The sequence below is a fragment of the Shewanella sedimentimangrovi genome (assembly GCF_017354965.1).
Lineage (GTDB): Bacteria > Pseudomonadota > Gammaproteobacteria > Enterobacterales > Shewanellaceae > Shewanella > Shewanella cyperi.
Map to the genome: position 1 here is coordinate 2,341,309 of NZ_CP071502.1, position 19,168 is coordinate 2,360,476.

The following is a 19,168-nucleotide window of genomic DNA, read 5'->3' on the forward strand; positions in this document are numbered from 1 at the left end:
GTCAGCTGTCCTGGCTGATGCGGCTCGCTACCGCTTCCTGTTGATCTTTGTACTTGGCGTTTTTACGGGTGTTGTAGGGCCGGGCAACCGGGCCGCTGAGGCGTTCAAAATTGAGTGCACCAATGGTCATACCCGGGCGCAATGCCAAGGGCAGTTTGCCGCTGTTATAGAACTCCAGCACTATCTTGCCCTGCCAACCCGGATCGATTCGGTGGGCCGTCACATGCACCATCAGGCCCAGACGGGCCAGGGAGGAACGACCATCAAGCCAGCCCACTATGTCGGCGGGCAGGGTCACACTCTCATGGGTCACCGCCAGCGCCAACTCCCCGGGATGGAGGAAGAAAGCATTGCCGTCGGCAATCTCTATCTTGTCACTCATCACCCGGTCGAGGGCTTCCTGTACCTCACGGGACGGACCGCTCAGGTCGATAAAAGGCGCGGTATGGTCCTGAAACACGCGGAATTGGTTGCCCAGGCGCACATCCACGCTGACACCACTGATGGCATCGCTGCCGGGCCGTGGTTCAATCAATATGGTGCCTTCATCAAGGGCCTGTTCAATTTCAATGTCGGTCAAGCGCATCTTGCCTGTTACTCCCTGAGTCGTAATTATTTTGCCAACAGGTGTTGGATCCTGGCCTTCAATATGTCGGTGGCAATACGATTCTTGCCGCCACGTGGAACTATGATGTCTGCATATTGCTTTGAAGGCTCGATAAATTGCAAGAACATGGGCCTGACCGTCTTCTTGTACTGGCTGATGACGGACTCCATGGTCCGGCCACGCTCGGCCACATCGCGGGTCAGGCGGCGCAGGAAGCAAATATCCAGCGGCGTATCCATAAAGACGCTGGCATCCATTTGCTCCCTGAGTTCGGGATCGGTGAGCAGCAGTATCCCTTCCAGGATGATGACCTTTTTCGGGGTCATGGTGCGGGTCTCTTTCATCCTGGTGTGCTCTGTGTAGCTGTATACAGGGATCTCCACCGGCTGACCTTCCTTGAGCGCCTTCAGGTGCTGCCCCAGCAACTGATGGTCCATGGCCTTGGGATGGTCATAATTGGTCTGCACCCGCTCTTCCATCGACAGATGACTCTGATCTCTGTAATAGGCGTCTTCGGCGATTACGCCTATTTGATCTGTGCCCAGATCGTGGCACAACTCTTCATATATGGTTTTGGCAATGAGGCTCTTGCCCGAGGCGGAGGCTCCGGCAATTCCGATAATGACACATTGCTGCGAATTCATACTTTTGGACCTTACTCGTCATCTGAAAGACTGATAGAAACACCGGATTGACTGTGTGACAGCGCCAATTGCGCCCCCACCTTGCGGGCAATCTCCCGGTAGATTGCAGCAAGTTCACCCGAAGGTTCGGCCACCACTGAAGGTTGCCCTACATCCATGCCTTCCCTGATGCGGATATTCAGTGGCAAGGCACCCAGCATGGGCACGCCATAACGCTGGGCAATTTTGTCACCGCCATGGGCACCGAAGGGATGTTCCTTGTGTCCACAGGCGGGACACAGGTGATAACTCATATTTTCCACTATCCCGAGTACGGGAATATTCACTTTCTGGAACAGATTGACGCCCTTTTTGGCATCCAGCAGCGCAATATCCTGGGGTGTGGTCACCACCACGGCGCCACTGACCGCCACCTTTTGTGACAGGGTCAGCTGGATATCGCCGGTTCCCGGTGGCATGTCCACCACCAGATAATCCAGCTCGGGCCAGGCGGTTTCGTTGATAAGCTGCACCAGGGCACCGGCCGCCATGGGGCCGCGCCAAACCGCGGCCTGCTCTTCGTTAATGATAAAGCCTATGCTCTGGGCGCAGATACCGTGGGCCCTGGCCGGGTTCATGTGCACCCCATCGTCTGACTGGGGTTTGAAATCGGCAATGCCCAGCATCAAAGGAATTGAGGGGCCGTAGATATCGGCATCGAGGATCCCGACCCTGGCGCCTTCTACTGCCAGGGCCAACGCCAGATTCACCGCCGTGGTGGATTTTCCCACGCCGCCCTTGCCGGAAGCCACGGCGATAATGTGGGCCACCTTGGCCAGGGTGCCTTGCCTGTCGGCAGAGGTCTTGGGGACCACGAAGCTGAACTCACAATCCACCGACTTAATGGCGGGCAAGCGGGTTAACGCGGTCGCCAACTGACCAGCTGTTTCCGCCTGGACGCCGCTACAGGGATAGGGATAGCTCAGCCCCAGTTGCAGCCTGTCGCCTTGCATTGCCAGACTGGTCACGCAGCCGGCACTGACCAATCCGCGCCCCAAATAAAGGTCAATGTGGGCATCGAGCTGGGCGAGCACTGGGCCGAGCAAGGCGCCATCCAGACGATAGTCAGCGGCAATTTGAGACAAGGCAATTTCCCCCGGACAAAAATTTGGCCAAGTGTATCAGATATTGACGAAAAGATGCGTGCATAAATAGCACAGTCGCACAGGCTTTTGATGAAAAACCGTGAGCTATCGGTTAGTATCTAGGCCAATTATTCCGGGACTAACATGATTTTGAGAAAAATGGCAAATTCACAACGCAAGATCCTTGTCACCAGCGCCCTGCCCTATGCCAATGGCCCAATCCACCTGGGGCACATGCTGGAATACATTCAGACCGACATCTGGTCGCGCTATCAGAAGCTGCGTGGCCACGAGTGTCACTATATCTGTGCCGACGATGCCCACGGTACCCCCATCATGCTCAAGGCCCAGCAGCTCGGCATGGCCCCCGAGGACATGATTGCCCAGGTCAACGTCGAGCATCAGCAGGATTTTGCCGATTTCAACGTTGCCTTTGATAACTATCACAGCACCCACAGCGACGAAAACCGTCAGCTGGCGAGCGATATCTATCTGAAGCTCAGGGACAATGGTTTTATCAAGAGTAAAACCATCTCCCAGCTGTTTGACCCCGAAAAGTCCATGTTCCTGCCGGACCGCTTCGTCAAGGGCACCTGCCCCAAGTGCAAGTCCGAAGATCAATACGGTGACAACTGTGACGCCTGCGGTGCCACCTACAGCCCCACAGAGCTTATCAATCCACGCTCGGCGGTCAGCGGCGCCACCCCGGTGATGAAAGAGACCGAGCACTTCTTCTTTGATCTGCCCGCCTTCGAGGGCATGCTCAAAGAGTGGACCCGCTCCGGTGCGCTGCAATCTGAAATGGCCAACAAGCTTGATGAGTGGTTCGAGCAAGGACTGCAACAGTGGGACATCACCCGCGATGCACCTTATTTCGGCTTTGAAATTCCGGATGCACCCGGCAAGTATTTCTACGTCTGGCTCGACGCGCCCATAGGTTACATGGGCTCGTTCAAGAACTTCTGTGACAAGCGCGGCGACATTAATTTCGACGAGTTCTGGAACAAGGACTCCAAGGCCGAGGTGTACCACTTCATCGGCAAGGACATAGTCTACTTCCACAGCCTGTTCTGGCCCGCCATGCTGCACGGCGCCGGGTTCCGCCAGCCCAGCAGCGTTTATGCCCACGGCTACGTGACTGTCAACGGTGCCAAGATGTCGAAGTCCAAGGGTACCTTTATCAAGGCCCGCACCTATCTGGATCATCTGGACCCTGAATACCTGCGTTACTACTATGCCGCCAAGCTCAGCGCCCGCATCGACGATCTGGACCTGAACCTGGAAGACTTCGCCCAGCGGGTTAACTCGGATCTGGTGGGTAAACTGGTGAACCTGGCCTCCCGTACCGCCGGCTTTATCAGCAAGCGCTTCGATGGCCGATTGGCAGAAATCAAGGATACCAGCCTGGCTGACACCTTCCTCCTCAAGCAGGATCTTATCGCCGAGTATTACGAAAGCCGCGAATACGGCAAAGCGATGCGGGAAATCATGGCGCTGGCGGACCTGGCCAACGGTTATGTGGCTGATGCCGCCCCCTGGCAGCTGGTTAAGCAGGACGACAAACAGGAAGAGGCCCATCAGGTATGCTCCAATGCCCTGAACCTGTTCCGTATTCTGGTGACCTACCTCAAGCCCGTGCTGCCACGCCTGGCCAAGGATGTGGAAGACTTCCTGCAGCTGGAATTGTGCTGGGACAAGCTGGAATTAGATCTCGCCGGCCACGAAATTGCCGTATTCAAGCCCATGATGCAGCGTGTGGAGCTGGATAAGGTCGCCGCCATGGTGGAGGCCTCCAAGGAGAACCTGCAGGCTACCGAAGCCAAGCCCACAGGGCCCCTGGTGGACGATCCCATCAGCGAGACCATCAACTACGAAGACTTTGCCAAGGTTGACCTGCGCATCGCCCTCATCAAGAAGGCCGAAGCCGTGCCCGAAGCCGACAAGCTGCTGAAACTGCAGCTGGATATCGGCGGTGAAGTGCGTCAGGTGTTTGCCGGTATTAAATCTGCCTACAATCCGGAAGATCTGGAAGGCAAGCTGACCGTGATGGTGGCCAACCTGGCACCACGCAAGATGCGCTTTGGCATGTCAGAAGGCATGGTGCTGGCAGCCGGTCCCGGCGGCAAGGATCTCTGGGTACTTGAGCCGCACGAAGGTGCCAAGCCCGGTATGCGGGTTAAATAATTGGGTCAAATAAGACCCAAATAAAAAAGGCCGCGTTTGCGGCCTTTTTTATTGTCACCCTAAAACCACCTCCTATGGAGGTGGTGATCGTTCTGGTGGGGCTTTGCCCGGAGAATGCCCATGCTAAATACTCCCTCGGTTTGTTACCAGCAAATCAAGGAGTAAGTAGCATGAGCAGATATGAATCCGCGTCTCACGTATTCTATCGTTGTCAGTATCACCTCGTTTGGACACCCAAGTACAGGTACAAAATCCTGAAAGGTAATCTCGGCAGAGAGCTTTATCGAAGTATCTATGTTTACTGCAACATGAAGAAATGCAGAGTCGTGGAACTAAATGTTCAGGAAGATCATGTCCATCTAGTAGTCAGAACCCCACCCAGTCTAAGCGTGTCGGATTTAATGGGTTTTGTTAAAGGGAGAACCGCGATCAGGATGTTTGCCAAATTTCCTTATTTAAGAAAGCACAAGCTTTGGGGGAATCACTTCTGGCAACGGGGTTATTTTGTGGACTCAGTAGGAGCAAACGAAGACATAATCCGTAGATATGTACGGCACCAGGAAAAGACAGCCAAAGAAGAAGAGAAACGGCAAATAGCGTTAGGGTTGGAAGGTTAGTTTTTAAGCCCCCTTTTAGGGGGCTGTGTCAAAGCCACCTGCTATGCAGGTGGATTTTTACTGCTGTCATCCGGCAAAGATCAGACGGGATTGCTGATATCGACAAAATGATGCTCAAGGCCAAACTTGCGCGCCAAATGCTGACCCAGGGCCTCAATGCCAAAGCGCTCGGTAGCATGGTGCCCGGCAGCGAAATAGTGGATCCCCTGCTCTTGGGCGCAGTGGAAGGTACGCTCAGACACTTCGCCGCTGATAAAGGCATCCACGCCCAACTGCACCGCCATATCGATATAATCCTGGGCACCGCCGGTACACCAGGCCACACTGTGGATGGTCCCTTGAGGATCACCTATGTGCAGCGGTGTGCGGCCAAGGGCTCGCTCCAGGGTGGCGGTGAATTCGGCGGCAGTCTGTGACAGCTCAGTATGACCCCACCACAGCAATCCATCGCCCATACTCTCGTGGGCTTCGGCCTCAATCAGTCCCAGCTTGTCGGCCAGGGTGGCATTGTTACCGACCACGGGATGGGCATCGAGCGGCAGATGATAACCGAAGAGGCTGATATCGTGTTGCAGCAGCGCCTTGATGCGTCGCTGCTTCATGCCGGTAATGACCTCGGGCTCGTTTTTCCAGAAAAAGCCGTGGTGCACCAGCAGTGCATCGGCATTTAGCGCTATGGCCTTGTCTATGAGGGCCTGACAGGCGGTCACACCGGTCACCAGGGTGCGGACCTCCTCCTTGCCTTCAACCTGCAAGCCATTGGGGGCATAGTCTTTGAATCTGTTGATTTGCAGAAAATCTGCCAGGTATGCGTCTAACTCAGTGCGCTTCATTGCGCCCTCCTCCATAGTGACCATTTGGTTCCCAGTGTACCCTTAGCTCGCTGATACTCAAGGCGATTAGCAGCCAGATCCATCGCCGTTGGCGAAAATTTGCCCTCGAAATTGGACATAGGCGTTCCAGACTTTTAAAATTGCCGCCATAACTGAAATGTAAACAATAACAGCGATAGGTTGATTCTATGTCAAAACTGACCAAAGAAGAGGTGATTGCAGCCCTGGAAGCGGCGTTGGAACAACAACAAGGCCGTAAGGTGGTGATTGAGCAAAAAGGTAGCTGGTACAAGATTGATGATGGCAAGTCTCTGCGCTTTGGCGAGCTGGAAGCCATGCTGGCAGAGCTGAGTGGCGCCGCCAAGCCCGTGGCGGCCAAAAAAGCAGCTCCAGCCAAACCCACAACGGCCAAGCCAACAGCCGCCAAAGCAGCGCCGACAAAGAAGCCGGCCGTTAAGACAGATGGCAATGCAGGCGGCCTGACCCCCAAAGAATTATGGCGCCAAAAACTGCAGGCCCAGGGAAAGAACCAATTGCCTCGGGGCTTTTAAACCCCCATAGCAACAGGGCCGCCCAGGGCGGCCTTGCTGTTTGCCAACCGTCTTTGGCGCTGCTTTACATGGCCAAATCGACCCGCACCGAGCCCACCAGATAGACCACCCGCACCTGATCACCGGCCTTGAGCGGCATACCGGGATCCGCATCCTGGATCACCATAATCTGACTGTCGTCCTCCTGGCGGATCATCAGCTCCAGCAAGCGATATTGCCGGTAATAGGCGCCACCGCTTTGATTGGCCACACCACCGCCGATCAGGGCGCCGAGTACGGTCGCCACATCCCGGCCAGTGCCACTGCCGAATTGATGGCCAATGACGCCACCGAGCAAGGCCCCGCCGAAGGTGCGCCACCCCCGATTTCTGTCTTCCACCAATTGGCTCTCGCTGATCTGCCGTACCGACAGCACTTCACCATAGACCACCTTTTCCACCGGCACGGCCTGGTTGCGTTCATACTCCGCCAGGGCGGAGGTAACAGGCATCAGCACCAGCATCAACCCAAAGAGTACAGGTTTCCACATAAGATATTTTCCGCTAACTTATAAAGAGGCTCTCTTAAATAATATGCAATTGTGAACTCTCTGTCCTTTATCGATGACGAGCTGGTGCAATTTCCTTCGCCGGAACTGGCATTGGCCGATCCCAATGGTTTGCTTGCCATAGGGGGTTCACTGCACCCCAACCGCCTGCTGGCCGCCTACTACGAAGGCATATTCCCCTGGTTCAACGCCGATGACCCCATACTCTGGTGGTCGCCGGATCCCCGGGCGGTCTTTATTCCGGGCGAGCTTTACATCAGCAAGAGCCTGAAAAAATCCCTGCGACGCCATCCCTGGCGCATCACCATCAATCAGGCCTTTTCCGATGTCATGGCCGGTTGCGCCCAGCCAAGGGCCAAACAGGATGGCACCTGGATCACCACCACAATACAAATGGCCTACCGGGAATTACATGTGCAGCAACGTGCCCATTCGGTGGAAGTTTGGCTCGGCGAGCGCCTGGTGGGCGGCCTTTATGGCCTGGCCGTTGGCCAGGTGTTCTGCGGTGAATCCATGTTTCATCGCCACACAGATGCCTCCAAAATTGCCATGCTGGCCCTGCATCAACACCTCTTTTCCCATGGATTTAAACTGCTTGATGCCCAGGTCATGAACCCACACCTGGAAAGTTTGGGAGCCCAGAGCATCAGCAGAACCGAGTTTCTGGCACGATTGAAACAACTGCGGGATCTGGAAGTCAGCCGGAATTGCTGGCAGCCGGGGGAGGTGAAACTTGGAGCCTGTTAATACCCGTATCAGCGTTGGCATCAGCCGCCTGTTTCCCTGCAGCTATATCGAGGGGCAGCAGGAGCAGTTGCTGATAATTCAGGAAAGCAGCCTCGACAGCAGCCTGTTTGAGCGACTGCTGGCACTGGGATTCAGACGCAGCGGCGATGCCATTTACAAGCCCCGCTGCCCCCATTGTGATGCCTGTAAACCTCTGCGTTTGCCGGTCAAGGAATTCAGGGCATCAAGGCGACAAAAGCGCACCCTGGCGGGTAACAGGGATTTGAGTTGGCATATGGTGAGCCAGAGCAGTGACGAGCATTATGCCCTGTACGATGCCTATATTCGTCAAAGACACCATGATGGCCCCATGTTCCCCCCCAGCAGAGAGCAATTCGAGCACTTTATTCGCTGCCATTGGTTGCCACCGCAATTTCTCGAGCTGCGGCTTGAGGGCAATTTAGTGGCTGTGGCGGTCACAGATGTGCTGCCCAACAGCCTTTCTGCCATTTACAGCTTTTTCCATCCCGATTATGACAAACGCTCCCTTGGCAGCCAGCTGATCCTGACTCAGATACAGATAGCCAGAGATTGGGGAAAGGACTTTCTCTACCTTGGATATCAAATAGATGAAAATCGCAAGATGAACTACAAACGCCTCTATCACCCCTATCAAATTCTTGGTCCCATGGGTTGGGAATACGGCGAAGCCAGAAGTTGAATTTCCCCTCGCCGGGCCGGTAATCATTTAGCCGCTCCCCTTTACAGTCCGGGTAAATTGCGGCATGATACGCCCGTTTTTCATATTTGAAGGCTAATGGGACAATTAATTAATGGCGAAAGAAGACAACATTGAGATGCAGGGCACCATTCTGGAGACCTTGCCAAACACAATGTTTCGCGTAGAGCTTGAAAACGGTCATGTGGTGATTGCCCACATCTCCGGCAAGATGCGCAAAAACTACATCCGGATCCTGACCGGCGACAAGGTAACCGTTCAGCTGACCCCGTACGACTTGACCAAGGGTCGCATCGTCTTCCGCGCCCGCTAATCCCGCTTCAATTATGCAAAAACCCGGCCTGAGCCGGGTTTTTAATTACCTGAAACAGCGGGGTCAGGTCACCTTCTCGGCACACTCTGTGCTGATCACTATCTCACCCTCTTTGGCATCCACATGGGCAATACCGCCCTGCTCCAGGGTACCAAACAGTATCTCATCGGCCAGGGGCCGCTTGATAAGCTCGGTCACCACCCGGGCCATGGGTCTGGCACCCATTGCCTTGTCGTAACCCTTCTCGGCGAGCAGGGTTCGGGCTTCGTCGCTGACATGCAGAGTCACGCGCTTGGTGTCCAATTGTGCCTGCAATTCCACCAGGAACTTGTCCACCACCTTGGCTATGATGGTCATATCCAAATGGTTGAACCAGATGATGGAATCGAGCCGGTTACGGAACTCGGGTGAAAAGACCCGGTTGATTTCCGACATGGCATCGTGGCTGTGATCCTGCTGTTTGAAGCCAATGGATTTACGCACTGTTTCCTGTACCCCGGCATTGGTGGTCATCACCAGGGTCACATTGCGAAAGTCTGCCTTGCGGCCATTGTTGTCGGTCAAGGTACCGTGATCCATCACCTGCAGCAGCAGGTTATAGACATCCGGGTGCGCCTTTTCTATCTCATCAAGCAACACCACACTGTGTGGATGCTTGATGACGGCATCGGTCAGCAGACCGCCCTGGTCATAACCCACGTATCCCGGAGGCGCACCAATCAGGCGCGACACTGTATGGGATTCCATGTACTCGGACATATCGAAGCGGGTCAGCTTGAGCCCCAGGCACTTGGCCAACTGATTGGTGACTTCGGTTTTACCCACCCCTGTGGGACCGGCAAACAGGAAGCTGCCGACGGGTTTGGTTTCGGTGCCCAAACCACTGCGGGACAGGCGAATGGCGGCACTGAGGCTTTCTATGGCCTTGTCCTGGCCGAAAACCACCATCTTGAGGTTACGTTCCAGGTTCTTGAGCATTTCCCTGTCACTGCTGGAAACCGATTTTTCCGGGATCCTGGCAATCTTGGCGATGATCGACTCGATTTCCGCCTGACCTATGGTTTTCTTGCGCTTGCTCAGGGGCTGCATTGCCATTCTGGCGCCGGCTTCATCGATGACGTCTATGGCCTTGTCCGGCAGGTGCCTGTCATTGATGTGCTTGGCACTGAGCTCCGCGGCAGCACTCAGGGCCGCCAGGGTGTACCGCACCCCATGGTGCTCTTCGTACTTGCTCTTGAGGCCCTGCAAAATCTTGGTGGTTTCTGCCACGCTGGGCTCATTGATATCGATTTTCTGGAAGCGGCGCGCCAGCGCCCTGTCCTTCTCGAATATGCTCTGATATTCCTGGAAGGTGGTTGAGCCCATACAGCGCAGATTGCCACTGGATAACAAGGGCTTAAGCAGATTGGATGCATCCATTACACCACCTGAGGCCGCACCGGCACCTATGATGGTATGAATTTCATCGATGAACAGTATCGCGTGCTTGTCGCTGCTCAGCTCTTTCAGCAAATTCTTGAAGCGTTTTTCAAAATCACCCCGATACTTGGTACCGGCCAACAGGGCACCAAGATCCAGAGAATATACAGTGGCTTCCTGCATCACCTCGGGCACATCGTTGTTGACTATCCGATAGGCCAGGCCTTCGGCAATGGCGGTTTTACCTACGCCCGCCTCCCCGACCAACAGGGGATTGTTTTTGCGACGACGGCAAAGGATCTGAATGGAGCGCTCAATTTCATCATGTCGTCCTATCAGGGGATCAATATTGCCCTGACTTGCCAACAGATTGAGATTGCTGGCAAATTGCGACAGCATACTGCTCTGCTCTTCGCCTTCGCTGTGATCTTCAATGCGCTCCTGCTCCTGAGGTGCGGGCGCATCCTCGTTCTTGGAGAAGCCATGGGAAATATAATTCACCACGTCCAGGCGAGTGATATCACTGCGCCTGAGCAAGTAAACGGCCTGGGATTCCTGCTCGCTGAAAATCGCCACCAGGACGTTGGCCCCCGTCACCTCATTGCGACCGGATGACTGCACATGGAATACGGCCCGCTGCAATACCCGTTGAAAGCCCAGTGTTGGCTGGGTTTCCCGGTCATCGTCGGGATCTGTGATAAGTGGAGTGGTCTGTTGGATGAAGCTCGCCACTTCATCCCTGAGTTTATCTATATCGGCACCACAGGCCAGCAATGCTGCCTGGGCGGCAGGGTTGTCTATCAACGCCAGCAGCAGGTGTTCAACCGTCATGTACTCATGACGGGCATCCCTGGCTTGCTGAAACGCCAGATTTAAGGTCACTTCGAGATCTTTGTTCAGCATAGGCACCCCCTCAAAATACGACACATGCGCAATAACTAGCTACTCGGGTTAGGCTTTTTCCAGTGAACACAGCAATGGATGTTGATTTTGTCTGGCAAACTGGTTCACCTGCACTACCTTGGTTTCAGCTATGCCAAAGGGAAACACACCACACACCGCTTTCCCCTGATGATGGATTTGCAACATGACTTCCGTGGCTTGATGCTCATTCATTCTGAAGAACAGTTGAAGTACTTCTACCACAAAATCCATGGGGGTGTAATCGTCATTATTGAGGATTACCTTATACATGGGGGGTGGCATCAGTTCGGTGTCAGCGCGTTCGACCACGCGCTCGATATTTCCTGCTTTCGCCATAATAGCAATTTTAGCCTCTCGGATTTGGCAGTACCAAATGATACCGCGAATTTACGCAGATGTTGCTTCTTTGTTAATTTTCGCTTGACATCCACAAGTGCTGCTTTCATTCTGTTCATCGAGCGGAGATACGGACCCTGCTCAATCAGGTTTTACTATCTTACTGGGAAGTAGACAACAGAAGGAAGTGGAAGTATGGCAAGCGGAACTGTTAAATGGTTCAACAACGCCAAAGGATTCGGGTTTATCTGCCCTGATGAAGGTGGTGAGGACGTTTTTGCGCACTATTCAACTATCGAAATGGAAGGCTATCGAACTCTAAAAGCAGGCCAACCAGTCCAGTTCGAAGTGGAACAGGGCCCTAAAGGGATGCACGCTTCAGCGATTTCGCCGGCAAAATGATATTTTGCTGACAGGAAACCAAAAAGGCAGCTAAAAGCTGCCTTTTTATTTGCCAAGCCTTAACCCGGGCAAATAAAAAACGGGAGCCAAGGCTCCCGTTTTTTCATTCAATCAGCTTCAGGCATTGATAAATTGATTGAGGGTGGCGCTGGGGCGCATCACCTGGCTGGCCTTGTCGGCATCCAGACGATAGTAACCGCCCAGATCCACAGCCACACCCTGGGCACCGTTCAGCTCGGACACTATCTTGGCTTCGTTGGCGCTCAGGCCATCGGCCAGGGTCTTGAAGTAAACCGCCAGTTCGGCGTCCTGGGTCTGGGCAGCCAGAGCCTGGGCCCAATACATGGCCAGATAGAAGTGCGAACCACGGTTGTCAATCTGACCCACACGGCGGGCCGGTGACTTGTTCTCGTCGAGGAACTTGCCAATGGCAGCATCCAGGGTATCGGCCAGTACCTGCGCCTTGGGCACGCCGGCGGTTTGGGCCAGATGTTCAAAGGAGGCTGCCAAAGCCAGGAATTCACCCAGTGAATCCCAACGCAGGTAGTTTTCCTGCTCTACTTGCTCCACGTGCTTGGGCGCACTGCCACCGGCGCCAGTCTCAAACAGACCGCCACCGTTCATCAGCGGCACAATTGACAGCATCTTGGCACTGGTGCCCAGTTCCAGAATAGGGAACAGATCGGTCAGGTAGTCACGCAGTACGTTGCCTGTTACCGAGATGGTGTCTTTGCCATCTTTCATGCGAGCCAGAGAGAAACGGGTCGCTTCTTCGGGAGACATGATATGGATTTCCAGACCACTGGTGTCATGCTGCGGCAGGTAGGCTTCCACCTTCTTGATCAGCTGGGCATCGTGGGCACGGTTCTTGTCCAGCCAGAATACCGCTGGAGTATTGGACAGACGGGCACGCTTGACGGCCAGCTTGACCCAATCCTGTATAGGGGCATCTTTCACCTGACACATACGGAAGATGTCACCGGCTTCCACCTGATGGCGCATCAGCACTGTACCTGCGCTGTTGACCACAGTGATTTCGCCGTCTTCGGCCACTTCAAAGGTCTTGTCGTGGCTGCCATACTCTTCGGCTTTCTGAGCCATCAGACCCACGTTTGGCACACTGCCCATGGTGGTAGGATCGAACGCACCATGCTCTTTACAGAAGTTGATGGTTTCGTTGTAAACACCGGCGTAGCAACGATCGGGGATCATAAACTTGGTGTCGTGCAGTTGACCGTCAGGGCCCCACATCTGGCCTGAAGAACGGATGGCGGCAGGCATGGAGGCGTCGATGATCACATCGCTTGGCACGTGCAGGTTGGTGATGCCCTTGTCGGAGTTAACCATGGCCATGGCAGGACGCTCGGCATAGATGGCCTTGATATCCGCTTCAATGGCGGCGCGCTCGGCTTCAGGCAGGGATTGCAGCTTGGCAACCACGTCACCGAAACCGTTGTTCACGTCCACGCCCAGGCGGGCAAACAGCTCTCCGTGCTTGTCAAACAGGGGCTTGAAGAACACCTTAACCGCGTGACCGAACATGATGGGGTCAGATACCTTCATCATGGTGGCCTTGAGGTGCAGTGACAGCAGTACGTTTTGATCTTTGGCAGCGTTGATTTCACGCTCGAAGAAGGCCACCAGAGCCTTCTTGCTCATCACAGCAGAGTCAATGATTTCACCGGCCTGCAGTTTCAGACCTTGCTTGAGCACCTTGGCTTCGCCGGCCTTGTTGGTCAGCACTATATTAACCGCGTCGGCCGCGTCCAGGGTTACGGATTGCTCTGAGCCGTAGAAGTCACCTTCGCTCATGTGAGCCACATGGGATTGGGAATCCTTGCTCCACTTACCCATGGAGTGTGGGTTCTTGCGGGCATAGTTTTTAACGGACAGAGGCGCACGGCGATCAGAGTTGCCTTCACGCAGCACAGGGTTTACCGCACTGCCTTTGATCTTGTCATAACGGGCCTGAATCGCCTTTTCTTCGTCGCTTTTTGGCTCTTCAGGATAGTTGGGAATATCGTAACCCTTGGCCTGCAATTCCTTGATACAGGCTTTGAGCTGCGGAATGGAAGCAGAGATGTTAGGCAGCTTAATGATGTTGGCTTCGGGTTGGGTCGCCAACTCACCCAGCTCAGCCAGGTGATCACCAATGCGCTGGGCATCGGTCAGCTTTTCGGGAAATGCAGCGATAACGCGGCCGGACAGAGAGATATCACGGGTCTCGATTTTCACTCCCGCAGGCTTGGCAAACGCCTGAATGATGGGCAGCAGTGACAGGGTTGCCAGTGCTGGTGCTTCATCGGTTTCGGTGTAAATAATCGTTGGAGAATTATCTTTCATTTTATTTCCTACATTATTGTAAAATAAGAATTATTATTTTTATTCTGTCCGGAATGGCGCCGCATTTTCCTGGTGGGCTGCCAGTCCCATCGCCGCTAAGCCCTGCGGTATTCGAGGCCCGATAATCGTCCCCGCTCCCCCTTGGGCCACGGCATTTTAATGGCGGACATCATAGTGCATCCACGCCAATATTCAAATTCCACTAACGGCGAATGCCAAGTAGACTGTACAGATCTGCAAACAAACCGGAAATTTCAGTGCCAAAGCCGACTTCCACCCCAAGGGCCAGAAGTGACCGCAGCACCCGCGGCAATAAAAGTACCGCTACCGCTCCCCGCCCCCTCTCCGGGCGGTCAAAGCCCAAAGCTATACCCACGGCCAAACCCAGGCTAACACCTACGCAAAAGCCTAAGTCCAAGCCAAAGGGGCCGACCCAGGTGGTACTGTTCAATAAACCTTTTGATGTGCTGTGCCAGTTTACCGATGAGGATGGTCGTCAAACCCTGAAGGACTTTATCCCCATCAGCGATGTCTATGCCGCTGGTCGGCTCGACAGGGACAGCGAAGGCTTATTGCTGCTGACCAACAATGGCGCCCTGCAATCCAGGCTGACCGAGCCCAAGCGCAAAACCTGGAAAACCTACTGGGTGCAGGTGGAAGGCATTCCCGATGCCGCCGCCGTTGCCGCCCTGCAACAGGGCGTGGTGCTTAAAGATGGCATGACCGCGCCCGCCAGGGTGCGCCCCATGGCGGCCCCCGATGTCTGGCCCCGTAATCCTCCCATACGGGAGCGGCAATCTGTGCCCGACAGCTGGCTGGAAATTCAGATCTGCGAAGGTCGCAACCGTCAGGTCAGACGCATGACAGCTCATGTGGGTTACCCAACCCTGAGGTTAATCCGCTGGCAAATAGGCGAATTTTGTCTGGGGGATTTGGCCAGCGGCGAATACCGACTGCTGAGCCCGGAAGAATTGGCCCGCTTGGAAAAGGCTGCCACAGGCGAGAGGAACAGCTAATGGACAGATACAGACCCAATGTCACAGTGGCCTGCGTTATCGAGGCTGCGGGCCAGTTCTTGTTTGTGGAAGAAACTATCGACGGTCACGCAATCCTCAACCAACCGGCGGGGCATCTGGAAGCCGCTGAAAGCCTGTTGCAGGCCTGCAGCCGCGAGGTACTGGAAGAAACCGGTCTGCAATTAATGCCGCAGGGATTGGTGGGTATTTATCAGTTCAGCGCCTCACCTGAGCTGGCGTTTCTGCGATTCACCTTTTATAGCCAATTGCCGGCGCCCCTTACGGGCCGCCCCCAGGATAAGGTCATCAAGGACCTGCACTGGCTAAGTCCGGCGCAACTGGATAACAGCCCCCTCGCCCTTCGCAGCCCCTTGGTTCGCAAATGTATTGAGGATTACCTGGCCGGCAAACGCTTCAGCCTTGATCTGCTTGACAGCAGCATGCTGGCGATAGCCGCTGAGGCCAAGGCGTGCTAGAATACGGCCCCGCACAAACGGCCACTATGTTGAGAGCTAAGGTTAAGAGCTAAAGTTAAGAGCTAAGCTCAGAGCCGGCAGATTAATGCCGATAGCGCCCTTGGGGCCGTGCACCATCCAACAGTTTTTATGGTTTTCAGGAAAGTATGACGTCAACTAGCCCTTCTTCTGCCAAAAAAGTCATCGTCGGCATGTCCGGCGGCGTGGACTCCTCCGTATCCGCTTACCTGCTGCTGCAGCAGGGTTACCAGGTGGAAGGCTTGTTCATGAAAAACTGGGAAGAAGACGATACCAACGAATACTGTGCCGCCGCCGAGGATCTCAAAGATGCCCAGGCGGTATGCGACAAACTGGGGATCAAACTGCACACGGTCAACTTTGCCGCCGAGTACTGGGACAATGTGTTCGAGTATTTCCTCGCCGAATACAAGGCCGGCCGGACCCCGAATCCGGACATCATGTGCAACAAGGAAATCAAATTCAAAGCCTTCCTGGAATTCGCCGACGAGATCCTCGACGCCGATTACATCGCCATGGGCCACTACGTGCGCCGCCGCGACACAGGTGACAAGACCGAAATGCTGCGCGGTATCGATGGCAACAAGGATCAGAGTTACTTCCTTTATACCCTGAGTCACGAGCAGGTGGCCCGCAGCCTGTTTCCGGTCGGTGAACTGGAAAAACCCGAGGTGCGCCGCATCGCGGAGGAACAGGGACTGATCACCCATGACAAGAAAGACAGCACCGGCATCTGTTTTATCGGCGAACGCAAGTTCAAGGATTTTCTCGCCACCTACCTACCGGCGCAGCCCGGTGACATTGAAACCCCCGAGGGCGAAGTGGTCGGCCGTCACGAAGGTCTGATGTATCACACCCTGGGTCAACGCAAGGGGCTGGGCATAGGCGGCATGAAAAACGCCAATGACGATCCCTGGTACGTGGTCGACAAGGACATAGAGCGCAATGTACTGGTGGTCGCCCAGGGCGGTCACCACCCAAGGCTGATGTCGGTCGGTATGATGGTCAATCAGTTGCACTGGGTAGACAGAGTCGGTCCCGCCGATGGCGCAGCCATCACGGTCAAGACCCGTTATCGCCAGCAGGACATAGGTTGCCGTGTCGAACATGTTGCCGACGGCCTTATCCGCGTCATCTTTGATGAAGCCGTAGCGGCGGTCACCCCGGGGCAATCCGCGGTCTTTTACGACGGCGAAGTGTGCCTCGGTGGCGGCATTATCGACAGTCTTATCAAGGAGTAACGCCGTGTCTGCAGCAGCTTTGGAAGCAAGAACCATGGCCTTTGCCGGTATATTGCAGGCACTGGCCCAGGTACAATACCTGGCCCGCCATGGTGACGGCGACAAAGACGCCATGGCCGCCAGCCTGAACACCATTCTGGTGACCAATCCGGATCAGCCGGACGATGTGTATCAGGATAAGCAGCAGTTGCACAGCGGCTATAAGTGGATTATCAATCAGCTCGGTGACGGCAGCGACAAAGACGTGGAAATCACCCGCTACCTGGTGGGCTTGCTGGCCCTGGAGCGCAAGCTGAGCCGCAATCGTCAGGCCCTGGGCATGCTGGCGGAGCGCATCAATCAAATTCATCGCCAGCTCAATCACTTTGCCATTACCGATGAGCAGGTCATCGCCAATCTGGCCAGTATTTACAGCGACATCATCAGCAATCTTGGGCCCAAGCTGCAGATCACAGGCAACCCCTTGGTATTGCAACGGCCCCAGGTGCAGCAGAAAATCCGCGCCCTGTTATTGGCTGCCATGCGCAGCGCCGTGTTGTGGCGCCAGCTCGGCGGCAAACGCCGTCATCTGGTGTTTGCCCGTAAGGCAATAGTGGATGTCGCCAGAAAAAATCTAAATTTTTAAACAGCTTACCCTATAAACAATAAAGCAAGTTCATCAAGGAGCTTACAATGGATCTTTCCGCACTGACTGCTATCTCTCCGGTAGACGGCCGTTATGGCAGCAAAACTGTCGAACTCCGTGGGATTTTCAGCGAGTACGGTCTTACCAAGTATCGTGTTCAGGTCGAAATCAACTGGCTCAAGCTGCTCTCCAGCTGTCCAGAAATTGAAGAAGTCCCCCCCTTCAGCGAGGACGCCCTGGCGCTGCTCGATGGCATCAAGGACAAGTTCAACGAAGCCGATGCCCTGCGGGTGAAAACCATTGAAAGCACCACCAACCACGATGTAAAGGCGGTCGAGTACTTCATCAAGGAAAAGATTGCCGGCAATGCCGAGCTGGTCGCCATTGATGAATTCGTACACTTTGCCTGTACCTCCGAAGACATCAACAACCTGTCCCACGGTCTGATGCTCAAGGAAGCCCGTGAGCAGGTTATAGTGCCTTATTGCCAAAAGCTGATCGATGCCATCAAGGCGCTGGCCAAGGCCAACAAGAGCGTGCCCATGATGTCACGTACCCATGGTCAGCCAGCCTCCCCTACCACGCTCGGTAAAGAGATGGCCAACGTGGTGGTGCGCCTTGAGCGCCAGCTCAAGCAGATCCAGGCCGTGGAAATCATGGGCAAGATCAACGGTGCCGTGGGTAACTACAACGCTCACCTGTCCGCCTATCCCGAAGTGGATTGGCACGCGCTGTCACAGCGCTTTGTCACCAGCCTGGGCCTGAACTGGAACCCCTACACCACCCAGATCGAACCCCACGATTACATTGCCGAGCTGTTTGATGCCCTGGCCCGCTTCAACACCATCATCATTGACTTCGATCGTGATATCTGGGGCTACATAGCCCTGGGTCACTTCAAGCAAAAGACAGTGGCCGGTGAAATCGGTTCGTCCACCATGCCGCACAAGGTTAACCCCATCGACTTCGAAAACTCCGAAGGCAACCTGGGGATTGCCAACGCTCTGATGCAGCATCTGGCGTCCAAACTGCCGGTTTCCCGCTGGCAGCGCGACCTGACCGACTCCACAGTACTGCGCACCCTGGGTGTGGGTATTGCCCACAGCATCATCGCCTTCCAGGCAACCCTTAAGGGGATCAGCAAGCTGGAAGTCAACGAAGCCAGCCTGGCCAAGGAACTGGATAACAACTGGGAAGTGCTGGCCGAGCCGGTACAGACGGTGATGCGTCGCTATGGTATCGAAAAGCCCTACGAGAAGCTCAAGGAGTTGACCCGTGGCAAGCGCATCGATGCAGCCCAATTGGCCCAGTTCATCGATAACCTGGAACTCCCCGAGGCAGTCAAGGCAGAATTGAAACTGCTGACTCCGGCCAACTACATAGGCCGCGCCGAAGCCTTCGTGGACGACCTCAAGTAACACGAGTTCCGGTCACAAGAGGCGGCACTGGTTTCCAGTACCGCCTTTTTTCACCCTGTCATTAC

The 19,168-nt window shown here is 54.8% G+C and carries 20 protein-coding genes; 12 read left to right on the plus strand and 8 right to left on the minus strand.

All coding sequences use genetic code 11. The features are described from left to right. Position 1: 1 nt before the first annotated feature. Genes dcd through apbC form a run of 3 tightly spaced genes read right to left on the minus strand, consistent with a single transcriptional unit; the run spans position 2 to position 2,375 of the window. Positions 2 to 586, minus strand: a complete 585-nt coding sequence (dcd, locus tag JYB85_RS10135; protein WP_207319941.1) for a dCTP deaminase — start codon at positions 584 to 586, stop codon at positions 2 to 4. Positions 587 to 612: 26 nt separating this feature from the next. Beyond that, complete coding sequence (gene udk / locus JYB85_RS10140; RefSeq protein WP_207319942.1) at positions 613 to 1,251, minus strand: uridine kinase; 639 nt, start codon at positions 1,249 to 1,251, stop codon at positions 613 to 615. 11 nt (positions 1,252 to 1,262) lie between these two features. Further along, complete coding sequence (apbC, locus tag JYB85_RS10145; RefSeq protein ID WP_207379217.1) at positions 1,263 to 2,375, minus strand: iron-sulfur cluster carrier protein ApbC; 1,113 nt, start codon at positions 2,373 to 2,375, stop codon at positions 1,263 to 1,265. A gap of 159 nt (positions 2,376 to 2,534) precedes the next feature. Between apbC and metG the strand changes: the two genes are divergently transcribed. Then, a complete protein-coding gene (gene metG / locus JYB85_RS10150) occupies positions 2,535 to 4,559 on the plus strand; it encodes a methionine--tRNA ligase (RefSeq protein ID WP_207379218.1) in 2,025 nt (674 codons plus the stop codon). 170 nt (positions 4,560 to 4,729) lie between these two features. Next, positions 4,730 to 5,176, plus strand: a complete 447-nt coding sequence (gene tnpA, locus JYB85_RS10155) for an IS200/IS605 family transposase (protein ID WP_207381940.1) — start codon at positions 4,730 to 4,732, stop codon at positions 5,174 to 5,176. An 80-nt stretch (positions 5,177 to 5,256) separates the two neighbouring features. Here tnpA and JYB85_RS10160 read toward each other — a convergent pair whose 3' ends face one another. Then, on the minus strand, positions 5,257 to 6,009 hold the full coding sequence (locus JYB85_RS10160; RefSeq protein ID WP_207379219.1) for a Nif3-like dinuclear metal center hexameric protein: 753 nt from the start codon (positions 6,007 to 6,009) through the stop codon (positions 5,257 to 5,259). A 188-nt stretch (positions 6,010 to 6,197) separates the two neighbouring features. On the opposite strand from JYB85_RS10160, the gene JYB85_RS10165 reads away from it, so the two are divergent. Next, the gene (locus JYB85_RS10165; protein ID WP_207379220.1) at positions 6,198 to 6,560 is read left to right on the plus strand and encodes a hypothetical protein; all 363 of its coding nucleotides are present in this window, start codon (positions 6,198 to 6,200) and stop codon (positions 6,558 to 6,560) included. 64 nt (positions 6,561 to 6,624) lie between these two features. Here the strand turns inward: JYB85_RS10165 and JYB85_RS10170 are convergent, their stop codons facing one another. Then, positions 6,625 to 7,089: an outer membrane lipoprotein gene (locus JYB85_RS10170; protein WP_207379221.1), complete on the minus strand. Its 465-nt coding sequence runs from the start codon at positions 7,087 to 7,089 to the stop codon at positions 6,625 to 6,627. Positions 7,090 to 7,140: 51 nt separating this feature from the next. Here JYB85_RS10170 and aat point away from each other — a divergent pair, with 51 nt between their 5' ends. The 3 genes from aat (at position 7,141) to infA (ending at position 8,885) form a co-directional block, all read left to right on the plus strand. After that, the gene (aat, locus tag JYB85_RS10175; protein WP_207379222.1) at positions 7,141 to 7,854 is read left to right on the plus strand and encodes a leucyl/phenylalanyl-tRNA--protein transferase; all 714 of its coding nucleotides are present in this window, start codon (positions 7,141 to 7,143) and stop codon (positions 7,852 to 7,854) included. Further along, on the plus strand, positions 7,841 to 8,554 hold the full coding sequence (locus tag JYB85_RS10180) for an arginyltransferase (RefSeq protein ID WP_207324025.1): 714 nt from the start codon (positions 7,841 to 7,843) through the stop codon (positions 8,552 to 8,554). The genes aat and JYB85_RS10180 overlap by 14 nt, the downstream gene beginning before the upstream one ends. A gap of 112 nt (positions 8,555 to 8,666) precedes the next feature. Next, positions 8,667 to 8,885, plus strand: coding sequence for a translation initiation factor IF-1 (gene infA / locus JYB85_RS10185; RefSeq protein ID WP_006081934.1), 219 nt, complete (start codon positions 8,667 to 8,669; stop codon positions 8,883 to 8,885). Between the two features lie 63 nt (positions 8,886 to 8,948). Here infA and clpA read toward each other — a convergent pair whose 3' ends face one another. Together clpA and clpS are read right to left on the minus strand one after the other, a co-directional pair. Next, positions 8,949 to 11,207: an ATP-dependent Clp protease ATP-binding subunit ClpA gene (clpA, locus tag JYB85_RS10190; RefSeq protein ID WP_207379223.1), complete on the minus strand. Its 2,259-nt coding sequence runs from the start codon at positions 11,205 to 11,207 to the stop codon at positions 8,949 to 8,951. Between the two features lie 48 nt (positions 11,208 to 11,255). Beyond that, positions 11,256 to 11,564 carry an ATP-dependent Clp protease adapter ClpS gene (clpS, locus tag JYB85_RS10195; protein WP_207319951.1) on the minus strand — a complete coding sequence of 103 codons (309 nt, stop codon included), beginning with the start codon at positions 11,562 to 11,564 and terminating at the stop codon, positions 11,256 to 11,258. Between the two features lie 195 nt (positions 11,565 to 11,759). Between clpS and cspD the strand changes: the two genes are divergently transcribed. Further along, positions 11,760 to 11,966: a cold shock domain-containing protein CspD gene (gene cspD, locus JYB85_RS10200; RefSeq protein ID WP_207319952.1), complete on the plus strand. Its 207-nt coding sequence runs from the start codon at positions 11,760 to 11,762 to the stop codon at positions 11,964 to 11,966. Positions 11,967 to 12,083: 117 nt separating this feature from the next. Here cspD and JYB85_RS10205 read toward each other — a convergent pair whose 3' ends face one another. Next, the gene (locus JYB85_RS10205; protein ID WP_207379224.1) at positions 12,084 to 14,309 is read right to left on the minus strand and encodes an NADP-dependent isocitrate dehydrogenase; all 2,226 of its coding nucleotides are present in this window, start codon (positions 14,307 to 14,309) and stop codon (positions 12,084 to 12,086) included. 437 nt (positions 14,310 to 14,746) lie between these two features. Between JYB85_RS10205 and JYB85_RS10210 the strand changes: the two genes are divergently transcribed. The 5 genes from JYB85_RS10210 (at position 14,747) to purB (ending at position 19,103) form a co-directional block, all read left to right on the plus strand. After that, positions 14,747 to 15,325, plus strand: a complete 579-nt coding sequence (locus JYB85_RS10210) for a pseudouridine synthase (RefSeq protein WP_407695857.1) — start codon at positions 14,747 to 14,749, stop codon at positions 15,323 to 15,325. Further along, a complete protein-coding gene (locus JYB85_RS10215; protein ID WP_207379226.1) occupies positions 15,325 to 15,801 on the plus strand; it encodes an NUDIX hydrolase in 477 nt (158 codons plus the stop codon). The genes JYB85_RS10210 and JYB85_RS10215 overlap by 1 nt, the downstream gene beginning before the upstream one ends. A 146-nt stretch (positions 15,802 to 15,947) precedes the next feature. Further along, on the plus strand, positions 15,948 to 17,060 hold the full coding sequence (mnmA, locus tag JYB85_RS10220) for a tRNA 2-thiouridine(34) synthase MnmA (RefSeq protein WP_207319956.1): 1,113 nt from the start codon (positions 15,948 to 15,950) through the stop codon (positions 17,058 to 17,060). A gap of 4 nt (positions 17,061 to 17,064) precedes the next feature. Next, positions 17,065 to 17,685, plus strand: a complete 621-nt coding sequence (gene hflD / locus JYB85_RS10225; protein WP_228289585.1) for a high frequency lysogenization protein HflD — start codon at positions 17,065 to 17,067, stop codon at positions 17,683 to 17,685. 47 nt (positions 17,686 to 17,732) lie between these two features. Next, positions 17,733 to 19,103: an adenylosuccinate lyase gene (gene purB / locus JYB85_RS10230; protein WP_207379227.1), complete on the plus strand. Its 1,371-nt coding sequence runs from the start codon at positions 17,733 to 17,735 to the stop codon at positions 19,101 to 19,103. Positions 19,104 to 19,168: the final 65 nt, after the last annotated feature.